This is a genomic window from Arthrobacter gyeryongensis (assembly GCF_039543785.1).
GTDB lineage: Bacteria > Actinomycetota > Actinomycetes > Actinomycetales > Micrococcaceae > Arthrobacter > Arthrobacter gyeryongensis.
In genome coordinates this window covers 20183-46552 of record NZ_BAABKK010000021.1, presented here as the reverse complement: position 1 = coordinate 46552, position 26370 = coordinate 20183, and the positions used below count along the sequence as shown (strand labels likewise).

25 protein-coding genes and 1 tRNA gene are annotated in these 26370 nt (G+C 64.3%); 15 read left to right on the top strand and 11 right to left on the bottom strand.

What is annotated here, in order from left to right; translation table 11 throughout:
* Positions 1-21: 21 nt before the first annotated feature.
* A complete protein-coding gene (locus ABEA18_RS15065; RefSeq protein WP_345450332.1) occupies positions 22-1152 on the bottom strand; it encodes an FUSC family protein in 1131 nt (376 codons plus the stop codon).
* Between the two features lie 282 nt (positions 1153-1434).
* On the opposite strand from ABEA18_RS15065, the gene pstS reads away from it, so the two are divergent.
* The 4 genes from pstS (at position 1435) to pstB (ending at position 5577) form a co-directional block, all read left to right on the top strand.
* Positions 1435-2556, top strand: coding sequence for a phosphate ABC transporter substrate-binding protein PstS (pstS, locus tag ABEA18_RS15060; protein ID WP_345450330.1), 1122 nt, complete (start codon positions 1435-1437; stop codon positions 2554-2556).
* A gap of 151 nt (positions 2557-2707) precedes the next feature.
* Entirely contained in the window at positions 2708-3640 is a 933-nt protein-coding gene (gene pstC, locus ABEA18_RS15055; protein WP_345450329.1) for a phosphate ABC transporter permease subunit PstC, read from the top strand.
* On the top strand, positions 3640-4749 hold the full coding sequence (gene pstA / locus ABEA18_RS15050) for a phosphate ABC transporter permease PstA (RefSeq protein WP_345450328.1): 1110 nt from the start codon (positions 3640-3642) through the stop codon (positions 4747-4749). Before pstC ends, pstA begins: the two co-directional genes overlap by 1 nt.
* Before the next feature lie 48 nt (positions 4750-4797).
* Positions 4798-5577, top strand: coding sequence for a phosphate ABC transporter ATP-binding protein PstB (pstB, locus tag ABEA18_RS15045; protein WP_059388353.1), 780 nt, complete (start codon positions 4798-4800; stop codon positions 5575-5577).
* A 235-nt stretch (positions 5578-5812) separates the two neighbouring features.
* Here pstB and ABEA18_RS15040 read toward each other — a convergent pair whose 3' ends face one another.
* The 3 genes from ABEA18_RS15040 to ABEA18_RS15030 form a co-directional block, all read right to left on the bottom strand.
* Positions 5813-6826: an inorganic phosphate transporter gene (locus ABEA18_RS15040; RefSeq protein WP_345450327.1), complete on the bottom strand. Its 1014-nt coding sequence runs from the start codon at positions 6824-6826 to the stop codon at positions 5813-5815.
* Position 6827: 1 nt separating this feature from the next.
* Positions 6828-7445, bottom strand: a complete 618-nt coding sequence (locus ABEA18_RS15035) for a DUF47 domain-containing protein (RefSeq protein ID WP_345450326.1) — start codon at positions 7443-7445, stop codon at positions 6828-6830.
* 238 nt (positions 7446-7683) lie between these two features.
* Positions 7684-8343 carry a hypothetical protein gene (locus ABEA18_RS15030; protein ID WP_078106945.1) on the bottom strand — a complete coding sequence of 220 codons (660 nt, stop codon included), beginning with the start codon at positions 8341-8343 and terminating at the stop codon, positions 7684-7686.
* Positions 8344-8940: 597 nt separating this feature from the next.
* On the opposite strand from ABEA18_RS15030, the gene ABEA18_RS15025 reads away from it, so the two are divergent.
* Positions 8941-9013: transfer RNA gene (locus tag ABEA18_RS15025), tRNA-Lys, on the top strand.
* A gap of 55 nt (positions 9014-9068) precedes the next feature.
* Here ABEA18_RS15025 and ABEA18_RS15020 read toward each other — a convergent pair.
* Positions 9069-10244, bottom strand: a complete 1176-nt coding sequence (locus tag ABEA18_RS15020) for a CoA transferase (protein WP_345450324.1) — start codon at positions 10242-10244, stop codon at positions 9069-9071.
* A gap of 312 nt (positions 10245-10556) precedes the next feature.
* On the opposite strand from ABEA18_RS15020, the gene ABEA18_RS15015 reads away from it, so the two are divergent.
* From ABEA18_RS15015 to ABEA18_RS14975, 9 genes are all read left to right on the top strand, one after another.
* On the top strand, positions 10557-11165 hold the full coding sequence (locus ABEA18_RS15015; RefSeq protein ID WP_345450322.1) for a DedA family protein: 609 nt from the start codon (positions 10557-10559) through the stop codon (positions 11163-11165).
* Between the two features lie 205 nt (positions 11166-11370).
* Complete coding sequence (locus tag ABEA18_RS15010) at positions 11371-11673, top strand: urease subunit gamma (RefSeq protein ID WP_078106942.1); 303 nt, start codon at positions 11371-11373, stop codon at positions 11671-11673.
* 9 nt (positions 11674-11682) lie between these two features.
* The gene (locus ABEA18_RS15005) at positions 11683-12090 is read left to right on the top strand and encodes an urease subunit beta (RefSeq protein WP_345450320.1); all 408 of its coding nucleotides are present in this window, start codon (positions 11683-11685) and stop codon (positions 12088-12090) included.
* Positions 12087-13844, top strand: coding sequence for an urease subunit alpha (gene ureC, locus ABEA18_RS15000; RefSeq protein WP_345450318.1), 1758 nt, complete (start codon positions 12087-12089; stop codon positions 13842-13844). Before ABEA18_RS15005 ends, ureC begins: the two co-directional genes overlap by 4 nt.
* Before the next feature lie 19 nt (positions 13845-13863).
* Positions 13864-14349 (top strand): urease accessory protein UreE, encoded by a 486-nt coding sequence (gene ureE / locus ABEA18_RS14995; RefSeq protein WP_345450316.1) that lies wholly within the window; start codon positions 13864-13866, stop codon positions 14347-14349.
* Positions 14350-14559: 210 nt separating this feature from the next.
* Positions 14560-15228: an urease accessory protein UreF gene (locus ABEA18_RS14990; RefSeq protein WP_345450314.1), complete on the top strand. Its 669-nt coding sequence runs from the start codon at positions 14560-14562 to the stop codon at positions 15226-15228.
* Between the two features lie 16 nt (positions 15229-15244).
* A complete protein-coding gene (gene ureG, locus ABEA18_RS14985; RefSeq protein WP_078106937.1) occupies positions 15245-15862 on the top strand; it encodes an urease accessory protein UreG in 618 nt (205 codons plus the stop codon).
* A gap of 62 nt (positions 15863-15924) precedes the next feature.
* The gene (locus ABEA18_RS14980; RefSeq protein WP_425550539.1) at positions 15925-16755 is read left to right on the top strand and encodes an urease accessory protein UreD; all 831 of its coding nucleotides are present in this window, start codon (positions 15925-15927) and stop codon (positions 16753-16755) included.
* Positions 16755-17798 carry a HoxN/HupN/NixA family nickel/cobalt transporter gene (locus tag ABEA18_RS14975; RefSeq protein WP_345450310.1) on the top strand — a complete coding sequence of 348 codons (1044 nt, stop codon included), beginning with the start codon at positions 16755-16757 and terminating at the stop codon, positions 17796-17798. Before ABEA18_RS14980 ends, ABEA18_RS14975 begins: the two co-directional genes overlap by 1 nt.
* Here ABEA18_RS14975 and ABEA18_RS14970 read toward each other — a convergent pair.
* Positions 17795-18820 (bottom strand): PHP domain-containing protein, encoded by a 1026-nt coding sequence (locus ABEA18_RS14970; RefSeq protein ID WP_345450308.1) that lies wholly within the window; start codon positions 18818-18820, stop codon positions 17795-17797. The genes ABEA18_RS14975 and ABEA18_RS14970 overlap by 4 nt on opposite strands.
* A 427-nt stretch (positions 18821-19247) precedes the next feature.
* Between ABEA18_RS14970 and malQ the strand changes: the two genes are divergently transcribed.
* A complete protein-coding gene (gene malQ, locus ABEA18_RS14965) occupies positions 19248-21440 on the top strand; it encodes a 4-alpha-glucanotransferase (RefSeq protein ID WP_425550538.1) in 2193 nt (730 codons plus the stop codon).
* Positions 21441-21515: 75 nt separating this feature from the next.
* Here malQ and ABEA18_RS14960 read toward each other — a convergent pair whose 3' ends face one another.
* Genes ABEA18_RS14960 through ABEA18_RS14940 form a run of 5 tightly spaced genes read right to left on the bottom strand, consistent with a single transcriptional unit; the run spans position 21516 to position 26320 of the window.
* On the bottom strand, positions 21516-22586 hold the full coding sequence (locus ABEA18_RS14960; RefSeq protein WP_345450306.1) for a lactonase family protein: 1071 nt from the start codon (positions 22584-22586) through the stop codon (positions 21516-21518).
* A 32-nt stretch (positions 22587-22618) separates the two neighbouring features.
* Positions 22619-23449, bottom strand: a complete 831-nt coding sequence (locus tag ABEA18_RS14955; protein ID WP_345450304.1) for an aldo/keto reductase — start codon at positions 23447-23449, stop codon at positions 22619-22621.
* A gap of 19 nt (positions 23450-23468) precedes the next feature.
* Positions 23469-24476 (bottom strand): NAD-dependent epimerase/dehydratase family protein, encoded by a 1008-nt coding sequence (locus tag ABEA18_RS14950; protein WP_345450302.1) that lies wholly within the window; start codon positions 24474-24476, stop codon positions 23469-23471.
* Positions 24473-25444: an aldo/keto reductase gene (locus tag ABEA18_RS14945; protein WP_345450300.1), complete on the bottom strand. Its 972-nt coding sequence runs from the start codon at positions 25442-25444 to the stop codon at positions 24473-24475. The genes ABEA18_RS14950 and ABEA18_RS14945 overlap by 4 nt, the downstream gene beginning before the upstream one ends.
* A 30-nt stretch (positions 25445-25474) precedes the next feature.
* Complete coding sequence (locus ABEA18_RS14940; RefSeq protein WP_345450298.1) at positions 25475-26320, bottom strand: aldo/keto reductase; 846 nt, start codon at positions 26318-26320, stop codon at positions 25475-25477.
* Positions 26321-26370: the final 50 nt, after the last annotated feature.

The window sequence follows — 26370 nt, the reverse complement described above, 5'->3', positions numbered from 1 at the left end:
GGTAGGACAGTCAAGTGCGCCTCACTGCAAGGGAGGAAGCACGTCGCGGGCTTCCCGGGGGTCCATGCCCGCCGCTTCGAGCAGGTCCACCATGAGCGGGCGGAAGAGCATCACCACTGTTTCGCCCTCGAGTTTCTGGACGTGCAGCATTCTGGGGTGCAACCGGGTGGCAATGTCGGCCAAGTCCTGGCGCGCACCGCGAAGGTGGGCGCGGCGGGCGCCGTCGTGCACTTCCGCGAGGCCGAGCGACAGCTCCTCGACGGCGGCGGAAGTGTCCTGCAGGACCTCCGAAATGCTGTCCGTCGCTTCGTCCGTCAATGCCGCATGGTTGATGGCGCTCGTGAGCCTCCGCGCGAACACCCGGCCGTTGCGAAGGGCGAGGTCGATGGAATCCAGCGATTCCTCCAGCCTGGTCAGCTCGTCGCGGTGCCGCCGGTACGCCGGGGCGAGTGTGGCAACCTCACCGGACGCCTTGAGGGATTGGCGCATCCGGTCCACGAGGGGCTGGCAATTCCGCCCCCGGATGAGGGCATGCCAGGCCTGGGTCGAGTCGCTGTTAATCAAAGCGTCGGCACACTCACGGAGGACTTCCGAGAGTTCGTGCAGCAGTTTGCGGACGTCCTGGCGCGGCTCCCGGCGCGGGTCTTTCGGGACCAGCATGGTGACGAGGAGCGCGAAAACTCCGCCAACTACGGCGTCGATGCTCCGGGTGAACGGCCCTCCGGCCGGCGCGGGCAGCAAGACCACGAGAAGCGATTGCAGGCCTAGTTGGGTGGTGAAAATGGAGCCGCCGTCCAGGAAACGTGCCAACAGGATGGAGAAAAGAAGGACGACGGCGGCCTGCCAGATACCTGAACCCAGCCAATGAAGGAGCAGATCACCGACGACGATCCCGAGGGTGCAGCCAAAGCCGACCTCCACTACCCGGCGAAGCCGTGGATCCCGTGAGAAGCCAAGCGCGATCAGTGACGAGGTCGCTGCGAAAAGGGGTCCCGAGTGCCCCAGGATGTATTCAGCGAACGCGTAGGCGCCCACGGCGCACACGGTCATCTGGACGGCCGGAACCAACGAGTTCCGGCTGCGGACGAGGCCGGTGCGCAGCCGCGCCCGTAGGAATTTCTTGCTTGCTGAAAGTCCTTGGGGGGCGGTCATGGCTCAAGTCTATTCAGGAGCGGCTTACGGAGTGCGGCTCGCCGGGGGAACCCCAAAGTGAGGGGCGTCACCTAATCCCCCGGAGGGGGCCAAACGCAAGGGCGACGCTGCACATGTAAGCCAATGGTTCACAGTCGTTCACCTTCCGTTCACTTTGGACCGCCGATCCCGTTACCTGCTGCTCCTAACCTCAATAAAGGTACAAACACGTACGCATATCTTTCGTATGCCGACTTTCTCCCTCGGCACGCATCAGAGAATCCCTGGAAGGGGTACATCCCAGTGAAGGCAACTCGCTTCGGCCGCAACGCGGCAATCGCGGTCCTCGCAGTCGGCGCTCTTGCGCTGACCGCTTGTGGTTCAGACAACGCAACCGGCGCCGCACCGGCAGCCACCCCGAGCGCCGCGGCCGTCAAGGTCACCGGCACGCTGACCGGTATTGGCGCCTCCTCGACCGGCGCGGCCATGGACGCTTGGAAGGCCGCATTCGCTTCCGCCAACCCGGGTGCCACGGTCCAGTACTCCCCGGATGGCTCGGGCGCGGGCCGCAAGGCCATCCTCGACGGATCCGCGCAGTTCGCGGGCTCTGACGCCTACCTGACCGACGCTGAGTTGGCCACCTCCAAGACCAAGTGCGGCACCGATGGCGCCATCAACATCCCGGTCTACGTCTCCCCGATCGCCGTTGCCTTCAACATTCCCAACGTCAAGGACTTGAAGCTCGACGCCGACACCGTTGCGAAGATGTTCCGCGGCCAGATCACCAACTGGAACGATCCCGCTATCGCCGCCCTGAACTCCGGCGTCACGCTTCCGGACCTGAAGGTCACCCCGGTCAACCGCTCTGACGACTCCGGCACCACCCAGAACTTCACCGACTACCTGGCTGCTGCTGCTCCCTCGGTCTGGACCGACAAGGCTGCTGGCGTTTGGCCGGCATCCCTGAAGGGCGAGAACGCCAAGGGCACCTCCGGCGTCGTCAAGACCGTCACCGACACCCCGGGTGCCGTGACCTACGCTGACGATTCCGCAGTTTCCGGCAAGCTCGGCACCGCACAGATCAAGGTTGGCTCGGACTTCGTCAAGATCTCCGCTGCCGCTGCCGCCAAGGCTGTTGAACTGGGCAAGCCCGTTGCTGGCCGCCCGACCGGCGACCTTTCCATCAAGCTCGACCGCACCACCACGGATTCCTCGGCCTACCCGGTGGTCCTCGTTTCTTACCACGTCGTCTGCACCACCTACGACAAGAAGGAAACCGCTGACCTGGTCAAGGCATTCGAGAGCTACGTAGTCTCCGACGCCGGCCAGCAGGCTGCTGCCGGCTCTGCCAAGTCCGCTCCGCTCTCCAAGGCGCTGCAGGACAAGGCGAAGGCCGCTGTTGACTCCATCAAGGCCAAGGCCTAAGGACCACAATGGAGTAGTGGTGCCGCGGACCGCGGCACCACTACCCTTGAATATCAACGTTCCCCGTCCCGCGCTGGTGAAACATCACCGGACGGGGCGGGGAACTTGGCCATTTTTGAGTGAATCTTGAGTGAATCTGAAGGATCGTGAAGTGACCACCAACTCCTTGACCACTTCCCAAGGTGCCGGACGCGCCGGGGACAAGGTCTTCTCCGGAGCCACCTTGGCCGCGGGATGCCTGATCCTCGTGGTTCTCTTCGGCGTCGCACTTTTCCTTGTCATCCAGGCCATTCCGGCCCTTGTGGCTCCACCCGCGGACATCCAAGGCGGCCACGGCTTCTTCGCCTACATCGGTCCGATCGTGGTGGGAACCCTGATTGCCGCCGTCATCGCCCTTGTGATTGCAACTCCCGTAGCCATCGGCGTCGCGCTGTTCATCTCCCACTACGCGCCCCGCAGGCTTGCCTCGGGCCTTGGCTATGTGGTGGACCTCCTCGCTGCTATTCCTTCCGTGGTCTACGGCGCATGGGGCGCGGCATTCCTTGCCCCCCAGATTTCGCCCGCCTACGGCTGGCTCGCCAGCAACATGGGCTGGCTGCCGATTTTCCAAGGCCCGGCTTCCGCTACCGGCAAGACCATCCTGACCGCGAGCATCGTCCTTTCCGTCATGGTCCTGCCGATCATCACTTCCCTTTCGCGTGAAATCTTCCTGCAGACCCCGAAGCTCCACGAGGAAGCCGCTCTGGCCCTCGGGGCGACCCGCTGGGAAATGATCAAGATGGCTGTCTTGCCGTTCGGCCGCCCGGGTATCGTGAGCGCCATCATGCTTGGCCTCGGCCGCGCACTTGGCGAGACCATGGCCGTCGCGCTGGTGCTGTCCTCCGGCGTTTTGACCGCGAGCCTGATCCAGTCCGGCAACCAGACCATCGCCGCGGAAATCGCCTTGAACTTCCCTGAAGCCAGCGGACTCAAGGTCAGCACGTTGATCGCGGCCGGCTTGGTGTTGTTCGTCATCACCCTGGGTGTCAACATGATTGCACGCTGGATCATCTCCAGGCACAAAGAATTCTCAGGAGCCAACTAATGACTGTCACAGCCCCTGTGGCGCGCAAACGCTCCGCACTGACCAAAGGCCAGTTGCCCGCCTTTGCGCCGTATATCGTCCTTGCCGTCGCACTGGTGCTGGGCGCAGCGATCCTTGCGCTGATCGGCTTCAACGCCTTCGGGTGGGGCCTCGTGTCCGCCATCCTCTTCGCGATCGGCCTGGTCGGCTGGAGCGCAGTTGTCGAAGGCGGCCGGAAGGCGAGCGACAAGCTTGCCACCTGCCTGATCGTCGGCTCGTTCCTCGTGGCGCTACTGCCCCTGATTTCGGTGATCTGGACCGTCCTCGTGAACGGCATCCCGGGCATCATCACCCCCGGCTTCCTGACGACTTCCATGAACGGCGTCACGGGTTCCCTCGACAACAAGAGCGTCGATGAAGGCACCAAGGTCCTTGGCGGTATCTACCACGCGCTCCTGGGCACCGTGCAGATCACCTTGCTTGCCACTGTCATCTCTGTTCCGGTAGGGCTGCTGACCGCGATTTACCTCGTGGAGTACGGCAACGACCGGGCCCTCGCCCGTGCCATCACGTTCTTCGTCGACGTCATGACCGGCATTCCGTCGATTGTGGCAGGCCTCTTTTCCGCAGCCTTCTTCTTCGCCGTAGTCGGACCGGGCACCAAGACCGGTGCGGTCGCCGCCGTCGCGCTTTCAGTCCTGATGATTCCGGTGGTGGTCCGCTCCAGCGAGGAAATGCTCAAGATCGTCCCGAACGAGCTCCGTGAGGCGGCTTATGCGCTGGGTGTCCGCAAGTGGCGCACCATCGTCAAGGTGGTCATCCCGACGGCGATTTCCGGCATCGCGTCCGGCGTCACCTTGGCGATCGCCCGAGTGATTGGCGAGACGGCTCCGATCCTGGTCACCGCAGGATTCGCCACAACGATCAACAACAACGTGTTCGGAGGCTGGATGGCCTCGCTGCCTACGTTCATCTACACGCAGATCCTGAACCCGACCTCGCCGTCCAACCCGGACCCGTCGAGCCAGCGGGCATGGGGCGCCGCGCTGGTCCTGATCATCCTGGTGATGCTCCTGAACCTCGGCGCAAGGCTGATCGCCCGGATCTTCGCCCCCAAGGCCGGCCGTTGAGTCGCCAGGCCAAACGCAAACTTCCAACCACAGCACCGAAGGAACACCATGTCTAAGCGGATCGACGTCAAGGATCTGAACGTCTACTACGGCAGCTTCCTGGCCGTTGAAGGCGTCAACATCAACATTGAAGCCAAATCGGTCACGGCATTCATCGGCCCGTCCGGTTGTGGCAAGTCCACGTTCCTGCGCACGCTGAACCGCATGCACGAAGTGCTGCCCGGTGCGCGTGTTGAAGGCGAAGTCCTGCTCGACGGCGACAACCTTTACGGCCCCGGCGTGGACCCCGTGACGGTCCGCACCCAGGTTGGCATGGTCTTCCAGCGGCCCAACCCGTTCCCCACGATGTCCATCCGCGACAACGTGCTGGCCGGCGTGAAGCTCAACAACAAGAGGATCAGCAAGGGTGCGGCCGACGCGCTTGTGGAGAAGTCCCTGCGCGGCGCCAACCTGTGGAACGAGGTCAAGGACCGCCTCGAGAAGCCCGGCTCCGGACTCTCCGGCGGCCAGCAGCAGCGGCTCTGCATTGCCCGTGCCATTGCTGTGGAACCGCAGGTCATCCTCATGGACGAGCCCTGCTCGGCGCTGGACCCCATCTCTACTTTGGCCGTCGAAGACCTCATCAATGAGCTCAAGGACGAATACACCGTGGTAATCGTGACCCACAACATGCAGCAGGCCGCACGCGTTTCCGACAAGACCGCGTTCTTCAACATCGCCGGCACCGGCAAGCCGGGCAAGCTTATCGAGTTCGCGGACACCACCACGATCTTCAACAACCCGTCCCAGAAGGCCACGGAAGACTACGTCTCCGGCCGGTTCGGATAAGCCCCAGCCGCCCCCCTGGCTCGCAAGCTCGCCCGGGGACCCCTGCGGCTGTGGGCCCACCCACCGGCTCCCCATCGATTGCTGAGTAACGGCCGTTTTGGACGTCCAAACGGCAGTTTTGGAACAGAGGATGCCAGAAAAGCCCGACGGCGACTGTCACCCCTCCAGGCGACTGCCGCCGTCGGGCCTTTGCGTGCCGGGCGGGACAGCCTGAACTCAGCGGGACAGCCTGAACTCAGTGCGAAAGCGGTGAGAGCGCCAGCCCGAGGATGAACGCCGCTGCCGCGGTAACGATCGGCGTCGCGACCCAGAACCCCAGGATCCGCAGCACCATCCGACGGTTGGTAACGGAAAAGTTCTGGTTGGTTCCTGCGCCGAGCACTGCCGACGTCACAGTGTGCGTGGTGGAAAGCGGCAAGTGGAAGCCAATGGCACCGACGAACAACATCAGCGAGGTCAGGCTTTGGGCAATGAATCCCCGCATCGGGTCTACCCGCGTCAGTTTGTAACCCAGGGTGTACGAGATGCGCCAACCACCACAAAGCGTTCCCGCGGTGAGCATGACCGCTGTCAGCAGGATGACCCAGAACGGGAGGTCGTTGGAGTCGGACACTCCAGCCGCCACGGCTCCCAACAGGATCACCGCTACGGATCTCTGCCCGTCCTGCAGGCCGTGGCCGAAAGCGACGGCAGCGGCCGAGACGGACTGCGCGTGGCGGAAGCGGCCATGCACAACATCGGGCTGGGTATAGCGGGCCGCCCACGTGACAGGCCACACGAGCAGATAGGCGCCAAGGAAGGCAATCAGGGGGGACAGGAGCAACGGCAGGACTACTTGCGCCAGCAAAATACTGTCCACCCCGCTGATCGGGCTGCCTCCCATCAACGCGCTTGCGGCTCCGGCGCCAACGAGGCCTCCCACCAAGGCATGGGTTGACGAGAGCGGCACACCGCGCCACCAAGCGTAGATTCCCCAAAGGATGGCGCTGCACAACCCCGCGGCGAGTATTGTCAGCCCACTCATTCCCGAGGGGAGAACCACCCACGACTGGCTGAAGACCAGTGCGAAACCGCCGCTGAGCAGCACGCCGGCAAAGTTGAAGACGGCCGCCAACACGACGGCAACCGACGGAGTCAGGGCACGGGTCCGCACGGAGAGTGCGACGGCGGTGGAGACGTCGCGGAAGCCGTTCAGGAATGCGAAGCCAGCCGCCAGCACCACCACAAGGGCGAAGAACGCGACCGCCACCTCATGCTTCCTTGACGATGATGCTGCCTACCTGGGTCGCGACGCGGCGCATGTCCTTGGTAGCGTCCACTAGTTGATTGGCTACGTCGCGGTTCCGCGAAAATTGGGTGGACTTCATGTCGCGGAGCATCTCGGCCACCCAGGTCCGATGGCTGCGCTCCGCACGCTTGGCCAGCCGCAAGACCTCGATCCAGTAATCCTCGAGTTCGTCCAGATCATCGAGCTGGCGCATTGCATCAACCGTGAGTTCCGCCTGGCGGCTGATGATCTCCAACTGGTCCGCCGCGCGCTTGGGCACCCGGTCCAGTTTGTAGAGGGCCACGAGTTCACCTGCGGCATCCAGCTTTTCCATCGCCTCGTTGAGGAAACGGGAGAGTGCGTACATATCCTCGCGGGGGAGTGGGTTCACGAAGCTCGTGCGCATGTGGGTCAGGAGGGCGAAATGCAGATCCGTGGATTTCGCCTCGTGTTCGTGCATCTCCTCCACAAGCCGTTCGTGCTCCGCGACGGGAGCTCCGAAGATCTCAGAAAGCGTCCCGGTTGCCTCAAGAATCTGGCGGGCCATTTGCGACAACAATTGCAACCCGGCGGGTTCTTGGGGGAAGAGACGCAGCTTCATTTGGCTTCCGGTAGGCGGGAGGGATAGTGGTGGGGCGGCGTCTTCGCCGAAGGGCATAAAAATGGTGCCGAACCGGATACGCCTCTCGGCGGTAGGCCGCTCGAAGCGGCTATAAGTTGAAGCCCGGGGGTTTCGCGGTTCGACACCAATTTCAGTTTTCTACGTCGCCCGAGCTAAGTCAATCTTGACAGCTGGCGCCCGGGGTGGTTGTGACTGCCCCTCGCCCATATATTTCATGTCAGTCCAGCTCTCCCAGGCGCCACGCATTGGCCGCGTGCTCGAGATCTTCCGCGGTCTTTACGAGTTGGTGGGAGTTTCGGGTCAGCTTGCTTGCGTGGCCTTCATTGGAATGCTCCGCACTGTCCGCCAGAGTGGCTTGGCCCAGCGCGACGACGCGGCAAAACGCGGCTGAGCGTTCCAGCGCGACGTCGAAATCGCCGTCGAACGCTCCCGAAAGAATGGCGTCGGCCATTTGCTTCATTTCGTCGGCTCCCGGCGGCTCGGCAGCGCCCGCCACAACGTGGGAAACCTGGGCGGTGTCCCGGCCGGCCTTGAAGTACACGGAGATCCGCTCCGAGTTCTGCATGGTGGCGGCGCGCAATGCATAGAGCCGCCACAGGGCGCCGGGCAAGGACCGGGCGGGGCTCTCGGCCCACATTTCGGCGATGGCCTCCAGGCCTTGCTCATCAGCGAGCTTCACGAGGCGCCTGGTGATCTTGGGATCATCGCTATCTCGACCTCGCCGCACGAGGGCCTGAGCGGCAAGGTGCGCGGCTTCGGACACGCGCGCGGGGTCCGCTCCGCCGGCAAACGGCTCGAAGTCAACCGGCGCGAAGGGTTTCGGCTTGTGGTGCCTATTTGCTCCGCCGTACACAGGAGGTCCCGATTGTTCGCTCATGCCCCAACGCTACTCCTGTGTTTTCGCTCGTGCACTCTTGACTGGGGCTTGTTGCAACCTCCCCATGTTTGGATCCGTGGGAGCGGGCGACCTCTCCTCGTCTCCGCGCGTCGTCGTCGGGGTTTGGTTCAAAAGAGGTCAGGACGGCGCGGGGGTCGGTGCGGGGCGTTCCTTCCTGACCTTCTTTGATTCCGTAGCTGCCGCGACACGCCGTTGTGGGCGTGTGTCGTCGTCGGGGTTTGGTTCAAAAGAGGTCAGGACGGCACGGGTGTTGGTGGTGTGTTCGCTTGGACGCAGTGCCTCTTGGGACCTGTTGCGTCCTCCCCACGTTTGAATCCGCCGGGGCGCCGACACGCCGTCGTGGCCGCGCGCCGTCGTCGGGGTTTGGTTCACAAGTGGGGAGAACGCTACCGGGGCTGCTGCGGGGCGTTCCTTCCTGATCCTCTTTGATTTCGCCGGGGCGCCGACACACCGTTGTGGCCGCGCGTCGTCGTCGGGGTTTGGTTCAAAAGAGGTCAGGACGGCACGGGTGCCAGGCGTGTCAAAACGGCCTTGAGCTTGAGGTACAGTATTTATGGCTGTTTCTACAGTCGGCAGGGGCCTTTAGCTCAGTTGGTAGAGCATCGGACTTTTAATCCGTGGGTCGTGGGTTCGATCCCCACAGGGCCCACCCTAAAACCCCCGGAACCGCACGGTTCCGGGGGTTTACTTGTGCCAAACGAAAACTAGGCCGTGCCCCACACAGCCGGGTGGCGGCCGAGCGGTCCGGCTTGCTGCGACCAGTGCACGGGAGCGCCGTCGATTCGCCCTGGAAGCGGCACGCGGCGCGCCGGTCCCCAGTCAGTGGTGGTTGCCGTGAGGGTGAAGTCATTCGGTGTAGGTACCGGTAGGTGGTCGTTCGGCGGGGTCAGCGAGTACAGCAGGTTGGCCGTGCCGATGAGTGAGCCTTGGATGCGGGCCGACACTGAGTGGGTGAGCCGTCGGGTCAAGGCACGGGCGACGGCCGCGGCCAAAAGCCAGCCGGTCGCGTGGTCGAGGGCTTGGACGGGAAGCGGGACCGGCTCCACTTGGCCCGTGGCGGTAGCGCCGTCGTCGGCGATCCCGCAGCTCATCTGGACCAGGCTGTCGAACCCGCGGCGGTTGCGCCATGGGCCATCCCAGCCGTAGGCGTCCAAGCTCGCGATGATCATGCCGGGGTTCACGGCGGTCAGGGCCTCGTCATCGTAACCCAGGCGTTTCAGGGCGTCGCCTCGCAGTCCCGACACGAGCACATCGGCACCCGCGAGCAGTGCCTCGAAAATCGCGCGGTCGCTTGAGGCAGTGAGATCCAAAGCGGCGGTACGTTTGCCGAGCGTCGTCTCAGGCAGTAGCGACGGCACCTCGTCAAAGCCCGGCGGGTCGATCCGCAGCACGTCGGCACCGTAGCCCGCGAGGAACTTGGTGCAGACCGGTCCAGCGATTACCCGAGTCAGGTCGAGCACGCGCACACCGTCGAAGGGCAGTTTCCCGACGGCGTCCGGCGTGCGGGCACCGGATGAGCGGCGCTCGACGACGGTCACGGGCGGCGCGTCCGCGGTCGCCGCCCCTGGAGCCGAGGCGAGCCACCGGACGCGGTTGTGCATGACGGCGGCGCATCCGCCCGCCTCTACGATGGCCGTCTCCAATTCCTCGGCACGCAACCCGGCCACTGCCGCCTGAACTGTTTTGCGGTCATGGGCTCCAAGCACCCGCTCGACGGCGGCGCGGTGGTTGGCGTAGTTGGTGTGCAGCCTGATCCAGGCGTCGGCCGCACGATAGTTGCCGGCGATCGGGTCCCAGAGCGGTGGCCGGTTCCAGCCGACTGGAGTGAACAGCCTCTCGGACGCGAACGCGGCGCATGACTCCCGACTGTCTACCGACACGGCCGGCTGCCGTGACTCCCGGCGAGCTGCCAGAAACTGCGCTGCCGCCACCGTTGCGACAGCCACCGCCCCCGTCCCAAGTCCTGTCACGTCGAAAGCGGCCGGGAGGACCGCCCGTGGCCCGGTCGTCGTTAGCTGAGTGGCCGCCAAATCCGCATCTTCTGCACCGAGTGCGTGCCATAGGCGGGAGGTCGCATCAGCGAAGCTGTCGTTCACACTCACCATTCTCAACGGGCCTGCACGGAACGAGCAATGGCGTCCGGAACTAACGCCTCCTGCCCAAGTGGGCCTCCAACTGCCAGACTGTTCTTCATGCACGCGCTTTTGGACGGACTCCTGAATACCAGCCCGCTCGTGATCGCGTGCATCGTTTTCGCCCTCGTGTTCGCTGAGGATGCAATCTTTGTGGGCTTCGTGATTCCCGGTGAAACGGCGGCGGTGGTCGGTGGGGTGATTGCGAGCCGCGGGCTCTTCGAATTGTGGGCCATGATCGTCATTGTGGTCAGTGCCGCCATCACAGGAGACACCGTGGGCTACGAAATAGGCAAACACTTCGGCCCGCGGGTGATGGCCTTGAAAATCCTGGACAAGAGACGCGCCCAATTGCAGAAGGCCGAAGACTTTCTCAAGGACAAAGGCGGCGTCGCGGTGCTCCTGGGCAGGTTTACCGCTTTTTTTCGTGCCGTCATGCCCGCGCTCGCCGGACTCAGCCGTATGCCTTACCGGCGTTTCGCGTTCTGGAACTTCAGCGGCGGCATTATCTGGGGGTCCTTGTTCGTGACGCTCGGCTTTGTGGCTGGAAATTCGTACGAGGAAGTGGCTCGCGTGGTAGGCCGTGATGCCGCGATCGTGGTGGCGGTAATTGTGGTGGCGATTCTGCTTGTCTGGCAGGTCAGGAAACACCGCGCAAAGAGGACCTGATACCGCAGGAGCACGGAAATCTGGCGGAAACCTCAAGGCTTTAGGCTGGTCACAATTGGTACGGGAGGGGCGGTGAAGGGGCGAACTGGATATGTCTGATGTTTGGCGTTATAACCGTAGTAGCTGCCCCGACGTCCTCGGCTTATCTGAGCCTCGAGTGATCTGATGTCCGCTTTCTGCAGCACACAACTTTTGAGGAGAACCGATGCATCTTTTGCCCCGTGAGCAGGAAAAGCTCATGATCGTGGTCGCGGCCGACCTCGCCCGCCGTCGGCAATCCCGAGGCCTGAAGCTCAACTTCCCCGAAGCCGTGGCCATCATCAGCTACGAGCTGATCGAGGGCGCCCGCGACGGGAAAACCGTGGCTGAACTCATGAGCTATGGGACCACCCTGCTTCGCCGTGAAGATGTGATGGAAGGCGTGCCCGAGATGATCCATGACGTCCAGATTGAAGCCACTTTCCCTGACGGCACCAAGCTCGTCACCGTCCACGACCCGATCCGCTAGGAGGCCAACATGATTCCCGGTGAGTACCGGCTCCAGTCAGAGCCCATTGCCTGCAACAGCGGACGCGAGGCAATCGCCGTCGACGTCGTCAACCGTGGCGACCGCCCGGTCCAGGTGGGCTCGCATTACCACTTTGCCGAATCGAATCCCGCGCTCGATTTCGACCGCGAAGCCGCTTACGGCCGCCGCCTCGACATCCCTGCCGGAACGGCCGCGCGCTTCGAACCCGGCGATTCCAAGACCGTCAAGCTCATTGCGCTTGCAGGCAGCCGCGAAGTCTACGGCCTGCGGAACGCCGTCAACGGTCCCCTTGATGCGGACGCCGGAAAGAACGACGGCGGCGCTGCCGCTTCCACCGAAGGGCCCGGAACCAGTAAGGAAGGGCCCGGAACCAGCAAGGAAGGGACAGCCCAGTGAGCTTTGAAATTTCGCGCAAACAATACGCAGACCTCTACGGCCCGACGACGGGCGACTCCATCCGCTTGGCGGACACCGAACTTTTCCTTGAGATCGAGAAGGACTACACGGTCTACGGCGAAGAGGTCATGTTCGGCGGCGGCAAAGTAGTCCGCGACGGCATGGGGCAGAACGGCCAAGTGACCCGGGATGAGGACGTCCCGGACACCGTCATTTCGAATGTGGTGGTCCTCGACTACACCGGAATCTACAAAGCCGATGTCGCGCTCAAAGACGGCCACATCTTCAAGATCGGGAAGGCGGGCAACCCGCAGATCGCCGACGGCGTGGACATCGTGATCGGGGCCAGCACCGAGATGATTGCGGGGGAGGGCAAGATCCTCACCGCGGGGGGCGTGGACACCCACATCCATTTCATTTCGCCCGAGCAAGTCCCCACGGCCCTGTGCAGCGGCATCACCACAATGGTGGGCGGTGGCACGGGACCGGCCGAAGGTACCAAGGCCACCACCATCACGCCCGGCAAATGGCACATTTCACGGATGCTGCAAGCCGTGGAAGGGCTGCCGGTCAACATCGGCCTTCTCGGCAAGGGCCACGCGTCCGCCATCGAGCCGCTGGCCGAACAGATCCGTGCAGGCGCAGTGGGCCTCAAAGTCCACGAGGACTGGGGCGCCACGACGTCGTCGATCGACATGTCCCTGCGTGTAGCTGACGAATACGATGTGCAAGTAGCCATCCACACTGACACCCTCAACGAGTGCGGATTCGTGGAGGACACCATCAAGGCCATCGACGGCCGCGTGATCCACACCTTCCACACCGAAGGCGCCGGCGGCGGGCACGCTCCGGACATCATCAAGATCGCCGGATTGCCAAATGTCCTCCCGGCATCCACCAACCCCACGCTCCCGTACACACGGAACACCATCGAAGAGCACCTGGACATGCTCATGGTGTGCCACCACCTCAACCCGGACATCCCGGAAGACGTGGCGTTCGCCGATTCCCGCATCCGGGCCGAAACCATCGCCGCCGAAGACGTGCTCCAGGATCTGGGCATCTTCTCCATGACCTCCTCGGATTCCCAGGCCATGGGCCGTGTGGGCGAAGTCGTCATCCGCACCTGGCAAGTGGCCGACGCCATGAAGCGGCAGCGGGGCGTCCTCAAGGACCCCCGGAGGGACAGCACGGGTGCGAGCCACGGCGCTCCGAACGGCTTGGGCGCGGAAAGCGACAACTTCAGGATCAAGCGCTACATCTCCAAATACACCATCAACCCGGCGATCGCGCAGGGCATGGCAGACTCCATCGGCTCCGTGGAAGTGGGCAAGTTCGCCGACCTCGTCCTCTGGAATCCGGCCTTCTTCGGAGTGAAGCCGGAACTGGTCCTCAAAGGCGGCCAGATCGCCTACGCACTCATGGGCGATTCCAACGGCTCCATCCCCACCCCGCAACCACGCACCATGCGCCCCATGTTCGCCACCTACGGCAAGGCGTTGCAGCAGTCTTCCATCACCTTCCTGTCCAAGGCGGCCATCGACGCCGGCGTCCCCGAGGAACTGGGATTGGAACGCGTTATCCGGGCGGTGTCCGGTATCCGGAACCTGAGCAAAGCGGACCTCAAGTTCAACGGCGAAACCCCCGACATCGCCGTCGACCCCGAAACCTACAAAGTGACGGTCGACGGCGAAGACGTCACCTGCGAACCTTCCGACGTGCTGCCCATGGCCCAGCGCTACTTCCTTTTCTAGAACGCCGGAGGAAAACCACATGATCATCGAAAAGATCCTCGGCAACCTGCACGAACTGCCGCAGGCCGAGGCCGCGGCGCTCGCAGCGCTCCACAAGGAGAAGGTCGTGCTGCCGAGCGCCCAACTCGTCAAACGCATCCAGCGCGTCACCACGGACCACGGCAAGGAACTCGGAATCCGCCTCCCGGCCGGATCCGGGGACCTGCGCGACGGCGACATCCTCGCCGTCGAGGATACGAACCTGATCGTTGTGTCGGTGCTGCCGAGCGACGTCCTGGTTATCGCCGCCCGAAGCATCTACGAAATGGGTGTCGTGGCGCATTCCCTCGGCAACCGGCACCTGCAGGCCCAGTTCTTCGACGCTGCGTCCGAGTACGGGGCCGAAGTCATGGTGTGCCAGTACGACCACACGGTCGAGGACTACCTCAAACACGTCGGTGTGCCTTACGAACGCCAGGAACGCGTAATGCCGGTGCCTTTCCGCCATGCTGAACACACGCACTAGGCCGGTCCCGTCGCGGCGCTCTTCGCGCGGGTTGTCGGGTTCGGTCGCCTTTGCTTCGGCAGGTGATAGGGGCCGTGCCCGTCCCCAGCCGCTCCCAACCCTCGCAAGCTCGGGTCGGGGCCCTCGCGGCAGTGGGCCCCCCGCGGTGCCCGCCACGCCGCGGCCCCTATCACCCACCTACGCCGTCCACGTCACCTTCGGGGGGCAGCAGTGAGCTCCTATCAGCTAGCCCTCCAGCAGTTGTGCGACTCCACTCTTCCTACCGGGGCGTTTGCGCATTCTCTTGGGTTTGAGACGTACATCGAGCGTGGGGTTGTGGCTGATGAGGGGAGTTTCGGGGTTTGGTTGTCTGCGTTTATTTCGCAGCAGCTGACTTATTCTGATGGGCTGGCCATCCGGTTCCTTTATGAAGGGGTGGGTCTGGGGGAGTTGGATGCTCATTTGAGTGCCCAGCTCTTGCCTCGGCAGTTGCGGGAGGCCAGTACCAAAATGGGCGGGCGGCTGATCGAGATCGGGACCGAGGTCTTTCCGTCGGCCGAGCTGGAAGCATACCGGGCTAGGGTGACCACCGGCGAAGCCGCCGGGCATCAGCCGCTCGCGTTCGCCGTCGTCGCGCGCTCGCTCGGCGTGCCCTTCGAAGAAGCGCTGGCCGCGTACCTTTTTGCGGCGGTCACCTCCCTGACGCAGAACGCCGTGCGCGCCATCCCGCTCGGCCAGAACTCCGGGCAGCGGCTGCTGCGCAAAGCGCACGACGACGTCGCTGCCGCCGTCGAACATGTCCGGCACCTCAGCTGGGACGACTTCGGAGCCGTCAGCCCCGGGCTGGAAATTTCGCAGATGCGGCACGAATGGCAACGCGCGCGCATGTTCATGAGCTAGAACCATAGGAGGACACATGTCTGAACCCATCAAGATCGGCATCGGCGGCCCGGTAGGTGCCGGCAAGACGCAGCTCGTGGAGCGCCTGACCCGCCACATGAGCCGGGAAATCTCCATGGCCGCCATCACCAACGACATTTACACGATCGAAGACGCCAAAATCCTCGCGGCCAACGGCATCCTGCCCGAGGACCGCATCATCGGCGTCGAAACCGGCGGCTGCCCGCACACCGCCATCCGCGAAGACACCTCCATGAACACGGCAGCCATCGAGGAACTCAAGAAACGGCACCCCGACCTGCAAGTCATCTTCGTGGAATCCGGCGGCGATAACCTCTCGGCCACGTTCAGCCCCGAACTCGTGGACTTCTCGATCTACATCATCGACGTCGCCCAAGGAGAGAAAATCCCCCGCAAAGCCGGCCAAGGCATGATCAAGTCGGATCTCTTCATCATCAACAAGACCGACCTCGCCCCGTTCGTCGGCGCAGACCTGTCAGTGATGGAGCGGGACTCGAAGGAATTCCGCGGCGACAAGCCCTTCTGCTTCACCAACCTGAAGACCGACGAAGGGCTGGACAAGGTCATCGCATGGATGCGGCACGACGTCCTGATGCTCGACCTGGCGCAATGAGTTCACTCGCGAACGCTCTCATCTCACCTGGGCCTTCATCCGCGTCCGCTGATCGGCCCGAGATGGGTCGCCTTGCGCTCGTCGTAGGGAAACGTGCAGGTCGCTCCGTGGCCGTGCAGCAGTTTCATCAGGGTGCCTTGCGGGTTTTGAGGCCGCATTACCTGGATGGGTCTGGGCAGGTTTGTTATGTCATGGTCAATCCGGGCGGGGCATATTTGGGGGCGGATCTCTATGTTGTGGATGTGGAGGTCGAGGCTGGGGCTTCGTTGCTCTTGACGACGCAGTCGGCCACGAAGATCTATCGGACGCCGGGGTCTTTTGCGGAGCAGCGGATGACCATCCGGCTGGGGGAAGGCGCCGAACTGGAGTTGGCTCCCGACCAGCTCATCGCCTACAGGGAGGCCAGCTATCGGCAGAATACGCACATCACTGTGCATCCGACGTCGAGCCTCATCATGGCGGAAGTCATCACGCCCGGCTGGTCACCGGACGGTGCTTCTTTCAAGTACCGGGAACTGCGGCTCCGGAACGAGATCCAGGTGGAGGGCGACGACGGCGCAGCGCTGCTCGCGCTCGACAACCTCCTGATCCGGCCGCCCCTGGGCGATGTAACCGGAATGGGCTTCATGGAGGGGTACAGCCACTTGGGTTCGCTCATCGTGGTGGATTCTCGGGTTGACCAGGCGCTCGCCGATGAACTGCACCGGCTGACGGCGGGGTATGACGCGTACTCGGGCTTGTCACTGACCCGAACCCTTGCGGGCACAACGGGCCTGGTCCTGCGGTCCCTCTCGAACAGCACCGAGGAACTGAATCGATTGCTTGGTGCCTGCACCGGTCTTTTGCGCGAACGCTGGTACGGCAGGGCGCCGCTGAACCTCAGGAAGTACTGATGACCTCACTCGCGGAGTTCGCCTCGATGTACCGCCGGCGTGAGCATCTCCCGATGAAGTCGCGCCTCGCCTTCATGTTCGGTTCGGTCGTCCTCTTGCACCTAGCCGCCGTCGTACTCCTGCTGGTGGGTGGAGCCGGCGGCGGGCAGCCGCTGGCGCTGGGCCTCGTGCTGACGGCCTACGTGGCCGGCATCAAGCACAGCTACGACTGGGACCACATCGCCGCGATCGACAATTCCACACGAAAGTTCGTGGCACAGCGCAAGGACCCCGTGAGCGTGGGATTCGCCTTCAGCCTGGGCCACAGCTCCGTCGTGATCCTGGCCGGTGTGATGGTGGTCGGCGGCGCCAGCCTTGTGGGCCAGCTCATGGAGGACGGCACCTCTGGACACCTCGTACTGGGGCTGATCGGCAGCGGCGTCTCCGGGATGTTCCTGTTGGCCATGGGTATCTTCAACGGGTCGGCGTTCCTCCGCACCATGCAGCTGTATCGCGCCGCCCAGGCCGGCGGCGCGATCGCCGTCGACGACCTCGAAACCAAAGGGCTCATCTCGCGGCTTTTGGCTAAGCCGCTATCCAAGGTCCAGCGTCCGCGAAATATCTACGTGATCGGGTTCCTGTTCGGCCTTGGCTTCGACACTGCCACCACCATCGGGCTGCTGGTGCTCACGACTGCGGCGTCGCTCGCGGGCGTGTCTGTGCTCGCCCTCCTGGCGTTGCCACTGGCCTTCACTGCGGCGATGACGCTGTGCGATTCAGTAAACGGCGTGGCCATGATGCGCATGTACAAGTCCGCCATCCATGATCCCCGGCGCAAACTTGGATTCAACGCGATCATCACCGGTATCTCGGCCTTCTCGGCGCTCTTCATCTCGGTCATCACGCTGGGCGGCTTCCTCAATGCGGCCTTTGGCCTGAGCGATCCTGTCACCACGTGGCTGGGCGAAATAGACCTTGGCGACGCCGGGCTGGTGCTGATCGCGCTGTTCGCCGTCGTGTGGGTGGCTGCGGCCTTGCGGTTCCGGGCGGCGCGGCGCCGTTAGCCGTGCTGGAGCCACTCCAGTAGCCGATCCAATGACCACGTCGTGATGATGCGATCGGCGGGTACGCCGTTGGCTTCCGCCCGCTCCGCACCGTACTGCAGGAAGTCGAGCTGGCCGGGGGCGTGCGCGTCACTGTCGATGCTGAAGAGGCAGCCCGCGTCGAGGGCAATCCGAATCAATTCGTCCGGCGGGTCCTGGCGTTCGGGCCGCGAATTGATCTCGACGGCGACTGAGTGTTCCGCGCACGACGCGAACACCTTCTCGGCGTCGAACTCCGACGGAGGCCGGGTTCCTCGCGATCCCTTGACCAAGCGGCCGGTGCAGTGCCCGAGGACGTTCGTGTGCGGGTTTTCGATGCCGGCGAGCATGCGCCGGGTCATGGGCCCTTTGTCGGACCGGAGCTTCGAGTGGACACTGGCCACCACAACATCAAGTTGGCTCAGCAGCTCCGCGGACTGGTCCAGCTCGCCGTCTTCAAGGATGTCCACTTCAATTCCGGCCAATAGCCGGAACCCGGGCTCCTGGCCGTACCGCTCGTTGATCCCGTCCACAACCGTGAGCTGCTCCATCAAGCGCTCGGGGCTGAGTCCATTCGCGATGGTGAGGTTGGGGGAGTGATCGGTCAAAGCGAGATATTCCCGTCCGAGAATATTCGCAGCGGTGACCATGACCTCGATCGGTGAGCCGCCGTCCGACCAGTTGCTGTGGCTGTGCAGATCGCCCCGGAGTTCAGCGTGAAGAGTGTGTCCACCGTTGACCAGGGGTTCGGCCCCACGACGGCGGAGGTTCTCAAGGTAGTCCGGAACGGCCCCGCCCAGGGCCTGGCTGATCACCTCGAAGGTCCGGCTGCCGATTCCCTTGGTCCGCTTGAGGCGGCCATCCTTGAGCCGGGCAGTCAGTTCCTCCTGGCTGAGTCCGGCGATGATGCCCGCAGCGCGGCGGAACGCCTGGACCTTGAAGCTGTCCGCGAGTTCCCGTTCCAGCCAGAAGGCGGTTTCATTGAGCGCGTCGATGGCGTCCATGGCTCAATCATGTACCACGCCGCGCCCAGACGTATGTGAGCGAGGGTTTCCGGTTTGGGCGGTTGTTTGTGAGCGCGGGTTTTGGGTTAGGTGCGTATATGTGAGCGCGGGTTTTGGGTTAGGTGCATATATGTGAGCGAGGGTTCGGGACTTCCGACGCTCGCTCGGATATGTGGGTGTTTCGACGGACGCTCGCTCGGATGTGTGGGTGTTTCGACGGACCCTCGCTCGGATATGTGGGTTCTACGACCGACCCTCGCTCACATCATGTGAGCGAGCGTTTCGGGGGTCGGGTTGGAGCGTCATGCTGTCGGAATAACTGGGACGGCCCCCACCGCCCTGCAATAATCGGAACCAGTTGCCTCGCTCGAGTTGCACGCGGGGCGGTATGCACCTTCGGACGAATCACATCGCAGACGAGGCGGACATGACCAACACTCCCATCCAGCAGGCCACCGACACCACGGCGATGCCCCCCGCCCCGAACATCGCCATCGACGAGGACCTGCTTCACCGGCTCGCGGACGCTTATGGCGTCGGGACATCGTTCCACGGCTGGGATGGGCTGCAACACGACGTTTTGCCCGCCACGTTGATCCAGGTACTGGGTTCCCTGGGAGTCGCCGCCCATTCCGACGAGCAGATCGAGGCGGCCCTCGCAGACGCGGAAGTGGCGCCATGGCGGCGGATGCTGCCGCCCGCCGTCGTCGTCCAAGAGGGAACGACGGCGGCTGTGCACGTCCACGTCCGTGACGGTTCGCCGGCCCGCCTGACGATCTCGCTCGAGGACGGAACGGAACTCGCCGCCACCCAACAGGAGGACTGGGCGCCGCCGCGCGACGTGGATGGAGTGCCTACAGGCCGTGCCACCTTTGAGCTGCCGGCGGGTTTGCCGCTCGGCTGGCATTCGCTCACGGCCGAGTCCGACGGCGTGACGGCGACCGCCGCGCTGGCCGTGGTTCCAGCCAAGCTGCAGACGGCAGCGCAGCTCGAGGAACGGCGCGGGTGGGGACTCGCCACGCAGCTGTATTCGGTACGCTCGAAGCGCTCGTGGGGTATCGGGGATTTCGCGGACTTGGCCGATTTGGCGTCGTTGGCCGGCGCACGCGGTGCCGACTACGTCCTGGTCAACCCCTTGCATGCCGCAGATCCTGTGCCTCCGGTTCAAGCGTCGCCGTATTCCCCGTCCACCAGGCGATTCTTCAACCCCCTCTACATCCGAGTCGAATCCATTCCCGAACTGGCATATGTCAAGCCGCGGAAGCGCGCTACGGTGGATCGGCTGTTGGATCACGTCCATGCCCTCAACAAGGACGCCGAACGGCTGGACCGGGACCAGATCTTTGCCGCGAAACTCGCTGCCCTGGAACTCCTTCACACCGTCAAGCTTTCTCCTGCCCGGCAACGTGCCTTCGAGGAATTCTGCCGCGAGGCCGGCCCTGGCCTGGATGATTTCGCCCTTTGGTGCGCCATCCGCGAGGACCGGTCGCCGGACGACCCCTTCTGGCAGGACCCCGCGGCCACTCTCGGTTCGCCCAAGGTTGAGTCGATGCGCCAGGCATTGGCCGACCGGATCGGTTTCCACCGTTGGCTCCAGTGGATCTGCGATGAGCAGCTTGAGTCGGCCCAGGCCGCTGCAAGGCGATCCGGCATGCGGCTGGGAGTGGTGCACGATCTCGCGGTCGGGGCGGACCTGAGCAGCGCTGACGCCTGGACCCTTCGCAGCAGCTTCGCGCCGGGTGTCAGCGTGGGCGCACCACCGGACATGTATAACCAGCTCGGCCAGAACTGGAATCAGCCACCCTGGCACCCGGTCCGTTTGGCAGAGGCGGGCTACGCGCCGTTGCGCGCGATGCTCTCCACCGTCCTTCGCCATGCCGGCGGAATCCGCGTGGATCACATCCTGGGGCTGTTCCGCTTGTGGTGGGTGCCCGCCGGGAATTCCGCCCGCGACGGCACCTACGTCCGGTACGACCACGAGGCCCTCATCGGCATCCTCGCCTTGGAAGCGCACCGCGCGGGCGCGGTGGTCATCGGCGAAGACCTGGGAGTCTTCGAGCCTTGGGTGCGGGACTACCTTGCGGCCCGCGGCATCCTGGGCACGTCGATCCTGTGGTTCGAGTACGACGGCGACTCGCCCCTCCCGCCCGAACGTTACCGGGTGCAGGCCCTCGCCAGCGTCAACACCCACGACCTCCCGCCGACTGCCGGGTACCTCGCAGGCGACCACGTGGAACTCCGGAGCCAACTGGGCCTGCTCGAACGGAGCGTGGCCGAGGAACGGGCCGAGCACGAGGCCAGCCTGGACAAGATGATGGGATTGCTGCGGGAACGGGGCCTGCTGCCTGCCGACGGAAAAGCGCTTCGCGAGGAGCAGGTCATTGAGGCGCTACATCGCTTGCTGGCCCTCGCGCCGTCGGTCCTGCTCGGCGTTGCGTTGGTGGATGCCGTGGGGGAGCGGAGGGTGCAGAACCAGCCCGGTACGACGTCGGAGGTCTACCCCAACTGGCAAGTGCCACTAGCCGACGAAAACGGCCGCGCCGTGCTCATCGATGACCTCGACGCGAACCCGCGGTTCAACTCTCTGCTGGCGGCGGTTGACGAGGCCGTACGGGGTTAGGCAACGCATCGATGCGTGAGATCTCGCCTCTTTCGGGTCGCGAAAGGGGCGAGATCTCACGCATCGATTAGCCGCTCAGGGAGCTATAACCAAAGCGGTGGGGGAACCCACGTTCAGCTGGTCGAGGACCTCGCCCGGGATGCCGGTGGCATGGTCCAGGGCGAACGTGGTGACTTGGTTGGAACGCTCGTGCGCGACGTGGAGCCGGCCGTCGCGGACCAAGTGGTGGCGGGGCCAGTCTCCTCCGCTGGGCACATCAGCGACGGGTCGGAGCCGGGTTCCGCTGCCTTCGACGGCCAGTACTGAGATCCGGTTGGACCCGCGGATGCCCGTGTAGACGAAGCGATTGTCCGGAGACAGCGCGATCTCGGCGGCTGCGTCGCCGTCGGCGGCCCCACCTGCCGTCGCGGGACCGCGACGGTGGAGCACAAAGCGGCCATCGGCGCCGTGCAGGAGCACCACCACTTCGATCGTATATTCGGTCACCACGAATACGGCGTCGGCGGAGGGGTGCTGGACCAAGTGCCGCGGACCGCTGCCCATCGGGAGTGCGACTTGGTGGTCAGGAAGCAGGCCGGTGTCGGGGAAATAGTTCCACACCCGTACAAGGTCGAAGCCGAGGTCGGTGGTCATGATCCGGCCGTCCTCCAGCATGAGGCTTGCGTGGGCGCGGCTCACCCGGGGGCCGCCCGTGGCGATGTCGATGCCGCCGTCGACGCCGGCGTGCGGATCCTTCGCTGGCGGCGCCGCAAAGCGCGAGGTGATGCCGCCGTCGTCGTCGAGCCCGTACAGCAGCACGTTGCCGTCGCCCCAACAGTTGACCACGATGAAACGGGCGGAAGGGTCGACGGCGACGTGGCAGGCCGCGGCTCCGGCCGGCCAGGCCTCGCCCAGCGGCTCGAGGCCAAACGGCCCGGTCCGTCGGTACGCGCGGACCGTCCGGGCGGCCTCGGCTACCGCGTAGACCACCGGTAGCGTGGGGTGCACGGCCAGGAACGACGGCGAGGGCGCTTCGACGGCCGTGCCCAGCCAACTGAGGCTGCCATCTTCACGGGCGGCAATTGCGCCAATGCCCGTTCCGCTCCCGTCGCTGTCCGCGGTGTAAGCGCCTGCCCAGATGAGCGTTCCTTCGATGTTCCCTGCCATGCCGTCCTTAGTGTTGGTGATGGAGTGCTGCCTCAGTGCCCTTGTACATCCGAGTCGACCCCGGCGTCGGCACCCGCGTCCAAAGTGGCGATCGCGGACAGATCGTCGCGGTCCAAAGCGAAGTCGAAGACGTCCAGGTTTTCCTTCATGCGCAGCGGATTGGCGGACTTCGGGATGGCAACGAGCCCCTCCTGGACGTGCCAGCGCAGCACAATCTGACCCGGAGTCTTTCCGTGTTTCTTCCCGATCGCGGCCAACACCGGAGCATTCAGGAGATCGCGGCCGGCCCCCAACGGACTATACGATTCCGTGGCGATGCCATGGCTGCCGTTGAAGGCACGCTCATCGATCCGCGTGATGGACGGCGAGATCTGGATTTGGTTGACGGCCGGCACCACCGAGGTTTCCTCCAGAAGCCGTTCGAGGTGCGAGGGCTTGAAGTTGGACACGCCGATTGAGCGCACCTTCCCCTCAGCCTGGAGCCGCTCGAAAGTCTCCCAAGTGGACACGAATTCATTCCGTTGGGGGAGCGGCCAATGGATCAACAAGAGGTCCACGTAGTCCAGCCCGAGGCGCTTGAGGGAGCCCTCGAGCCCGTCGACGGCGCGATCGCGGCCTTGGTGCGTGCCGTCCAGTTTGGTGGTGATGAACAGTTCCTCGCGCGGGATCCCGCAGTCCCGCACGCCTTGCCCGACGCCGGCCTCGTTACCGTAGCGGTAGGCCGTGTCGACGTGCCGGTAGCCAAGCTCGACGGCGGACACCACCGCCGTGGCGACCTGGGCGTCGTCGAGCGGCCAGGTTCCAAGGCCGATCTGCGGAATGGCATTACCGTCGTTGAGCCTGACGGTCGGAGCAAGTGCCATGGTCCTGTCCTTTCGGTTGCTAGATCGGCCTCCGTGCCCATTGGACCAGTTGATCGCTGAGTTTCATGAAGTCCTGGTCCACGTGCTTGATGCCTGGATGTTCATCATGCCACCGGACGATCTCCCGTGCGCCTGCTGCGAACGGAATTTCTGCCCGATACCAGGGCACGAGCGTCTTGATCTTGGTGTTGTCGAAGACCACGGAGTGGGACCTGTCCCCGAGAAGCGCCGGGCCAAGCTCGTCCGGGGAGTGCTCAGCAATGGTGTCCGAGGCGATGTGCACCAGTTCGGGTTCCGGGGCCCCTGCGGCCGTCGCGAAGAGCCGGTAGACCTGGTCCCACGGGAGCGCTTCGTCAGAGGTGATGGTGTAGCTTTCACCAACGGCCTGCGGCCGGCCGAGGAGGCCGAGGAAGGCCACCGCAAAATCATCCGCGTGGGTGAGGGTCCACAGCGAGGTACCGTCGCCGTGGACTACCACAGGCAGGCCTTCCCGCATCCGGTGGATGTCCGTCCAACCGCCCAGAAGGGCGATCCGCGTGCGGTCATAGGTGTGCGAAGGCCGGACGATGGTCACGGGGAATCCCTCGTCGCGGTAGGCCCGGACGAGAAGGTCTTCGCACGCGATCTTGTCCTGCGAGTACTTCCAGAACGGGTTCCTTAGCGGGGTCGACTCGAGGATCGGCAAGTGTGCGGGCGGCTTCTGGTAGGCCGAAGCTGAGCTGATGAACACGTACTGACCGGTCCGGCCGCGGAACAGCTCCACGGCGGCGGCCACATGCTCCGGCGTGAAGGAGATGAAGTCCGCGACGGCGTCGAACTCGCGGCCGTTCAGCACTTCCGCCACCTCGGCGGGGTTGCGGATATCTGCTTGGAGCAATTCCGTGCCCGCAGGGGCCGGCCTTTCCGAGCTCAGTCCGCGATTGAGCATGGTGAGCCGGTGACCCAGCGCGACGGCGTGCTCCGCCGCCGCCGCGCTGATGGTCCCGGTCCCGCCGATGAACAGCAGGCGCAGAGGTGCCGACGTCACCACGCGTAGTCCTCCGGCGCGGTCCGGTGGCCCGGGAAGATGTCGTCGAGCCGCTTGAGGGCATCGGCGTCGAGGGTGACATCCAAAGCCCTGATGGCGGCGTCCAACTGGTCCTGCGTGCGCGGACCCACGATCGGTGCGGTCACTGCCGGCTGGTGCAGCAACCAGGCCAAGCCTACGTCGCCGGGCTCGTGGCCAAGGTCGTCTGCGAGGTCCTCATACTGGCGGATCTGGTCTTCGTGCTTCTTCAGGGTTTCGGCCGCACGGCCCTCAAGGCGGCGGACGCCGTCGCGCTCTTTCTTCAGCACCCCGCCCAAAAGGCCGCCGTGAAGCGGCGACCACGGGATGAGCCCGAGGCCGTACTCCTGGGCGGCCGGGATGACTTCCAATTCGACGTTCCGGGTGAGCAGGTTGTAGATGGACTGCTCGCTCACGAGTCCGTTGTAGTTGCGCCGCGCGGCGGCCTCCTGGGCCTGGGCGATGTGCCAGCCGGCGAAGTTGCTGCTGCCGGAATACAGGATCTTGCCCTGCTGGACGGCGACCTCGATGGCCTGCCAGATCTCGTCCCACGGCGTGTTCCGGTCCACGTGGTGGAACTGGTAGACGTCGATGTAGTCGGTCTGCAGGCGCTTGAGGCTGGCGTCCAAGGCGCGCCGGATGTTGAGGGCGGAGAGCTTGGACTCGTTGGGGCGCTCCGTCATGGTTCCGTAGAGCTTGGTGGCCAAGACAACACGATCGCGGCGCTCGCCGCCCTTGGCGAACCAGCGGCCCAGGATTTCCTCGGTCCATCCCCGGTGCTGGGTGCCGCCGTAGACGTTGGCGGTATCGAAAAAGTTGATGCCGGCATCAAGCGCGGAATCCATGATGGAATGCGCTGCGGATTCCTCCGTCTGCGGGCCGAAGTTCATGGTTCCGAGGCACAAGCGGGAGACGCTGAGGCCCGAGCGGCCCAAGTGGGTGTACTGCATGGTTTTGCTTTCCTTACGCTGTGGTGGTTTCTACATCTGGCTGAAGGACGCGACGGCGGGGTCGGCACCGAGGCGGGCGCCGGCGTCGAGCGCGCTGATAGCTGCCAGTTCGTCCTGGGTGAGCTGCAACGATGCCGCCGCGAGGTTCTGGCGGATCCGCTCCGGGTGGACGGACTTGGGGATGACGATGTTGCCGGTTCCGAGGTGCCATGCCAGCACGATCTGCGCCGGGGTGGCATCGTGCGTTTCGGCAAGTTCGGTGACCTTTGGCGACCCCAGGTCCGCGCCCTGCCCCAGCGGGCTATAAGCCTCCACGGCGATCCCGTGCGAGCGGCTCTTCGCCGCCAGTTCCCGCTGTTGGAAGGTCGGGTGCAGTTCGATCTGGTTGACGGCGGGAACGACGTCGGCGAACTCCAGGAGCGTGTCGAGGTGTTCGGGCAAGAAGTTGGAGACGCCGATTGCCCGCGCGCCGCCGTCGGCATGGATCTTTTCCAGTGCCTTCCACGCATCCACGAACAGGCCCTGGGACGGCACGGGCCAGTGGATCAGGTAGAGATCGATGACGTCGAGGCCGAGTTCGCGGCGGCTGTGGTTGAATGCCGCCGCGGCCCGGCCCTGTTCGCCGTTGCGGAGTTTGGTGGTGATGAAGAGTTCCTCCCGGGCGATGCCGGAAGCCTTGATTGCGGCGCCGACGCCGGACTCGTTCCGGTACGCCGCGGCGGTGTCGATGTGCCGGTACCCGGCTTCAAGTGCGTCCTCGACGGCTTTCTGGGTCTCGGCAGGTGGGACCTGGAAGACGCCGAAGCCGAGCTGGGGGATGGTGACCGAGTTGTTCAGGACGAGCCCGGGAACGGTTGAATTCTGAGCGTTGGACATGTCCGGCCCTTTCGTCGCTGGTGGGTGGATTGCCTGACTGGCTTTTTCGA

Bases quoted from the DNA above. Each gene is read 5' to 3' on its own strand.
- ABEA18_RS14970 (WP_345450308.1), bottom strand. From the start codon at position 18,820: ATGGACGCCATCGACGCGCTCAATGAAACCGCCTTCTGGCTGGAACGG.
- ABEA18_RS14975 (WP_345450310.1), top strand. From the start codon at position 16,755: ATGACCTCACTCGCGGAGTTCGCCTCGATGTACCGCCGGCGTGAGCAT.
- ABEA18_RS15005 (WP_345450320.1), top strand. From the start codon at position 11,683: ATGATTCCCGGTGAGTACCGGCTCCAGTCAGAGCCCATTGCCTGCAAC.
- ABEA18_RS15010 (WP_078106942.1), top strand. From the start codon at position 11,371: ATGCATCTTTTGCCCCGTGAGCAGGAAAAGCTCATGATCGTGGTCGCG.
- ureG (WP_078106937.1), top strand. From the start codon at position 15,245: ATGTCTGAACCCATCAAGATCGGCATCGGCGGCCCGGTAGGTGCCGGC.
- pstB (WP_059388353.1), top strand. From the start codon at position 4,798: ATGTCTAAGCGGATCGACGTCAAGGATCTGAACGTCTACTACGGCAGC.
- ABEA18_RS15015 (WP_345450322.1), top strand. From the start codon at position 10,557: ATGCACGCGCTTTTGGACGGACTCCTGAATACCAGCCCGCTCGTGATC.
- pstA (WP_345450328.1), top strand. From the start codon at position 3,640: ATGACTGTCACAGCCCCTGTGGCGCGCAAACGCTCCGCACTGACCAAA.
- ABEA18_RS14940 (WP_345450298.1), bottom strand. From the start codon at position 26,320: ATGTCCAACGCTCAGAATTCAACCGTTCCCGGGCTCGTCCTGAACAAC.
- ABEA18_RS14945 (WP_345450300.1), bottom strand. From the start codon at position 25,444: ATGCAGTACACCCACTTGGGCCGCTCGGGCCTCAGCGTCTCCCGCTTG.
- ureE (WP_345450316.1), top strand. From the start codon at position 13,864: ATGATCATCGAAAAGATCCTCGGCAACCTGCACGAACTGCCGCAGGCC.
- ABEA18_RS14960 (WP_345450306.1), bottom strand. From the start codon at position 22,586: ATGGCAGGGAACATCGAAGGAACGCTCATCTGGGCAGGCGCTTACACC.
- ABEA18_RS14955 (WP_345450304.1), bottom strand. From the start codon at position 23,449: ATGGCACTTGCTCCGACCGTCAGGCTCAACGACGGTAATGCCATTCCG.
- ABEA18_RS15065 (WP_345450332.1), bottom strand. From the start codon at position 1,152: ATGACCGCCCCCCAAGGACTTTCAGCAAGCAAGAAATTCCTACGGGCG.
- ABEA18_RS14980 (WP_425550539.1), top strand. From the start codon at position 15,925: ATGGGTCGCCTTGCGCTCGTCGTAGGGAAACGTGCAGGTCGCTCCGTG.
- ABEA18_RS15035 (WP_345450326.1), bottom strand. From the start codon at position 7,445: ATGAAGCTGCGTCTCTTCCCCCAAGAACCCGCCGGGTTGCAATTGTTG.
- malQ (WP_425550538.1), top strand. From the start codon at position 19,248: ATGACCAACACTCCCATCCAGCAGGCCACCGACACCACGGCGATGCCC.
- ABEA18_RS15030 (WP_078106945.1), bottom strand. From the start codon at position 8,343: ATGAGCGAACAATCGGGACCTCCTGTGTACGGCGGAGCAAATAGGCAC.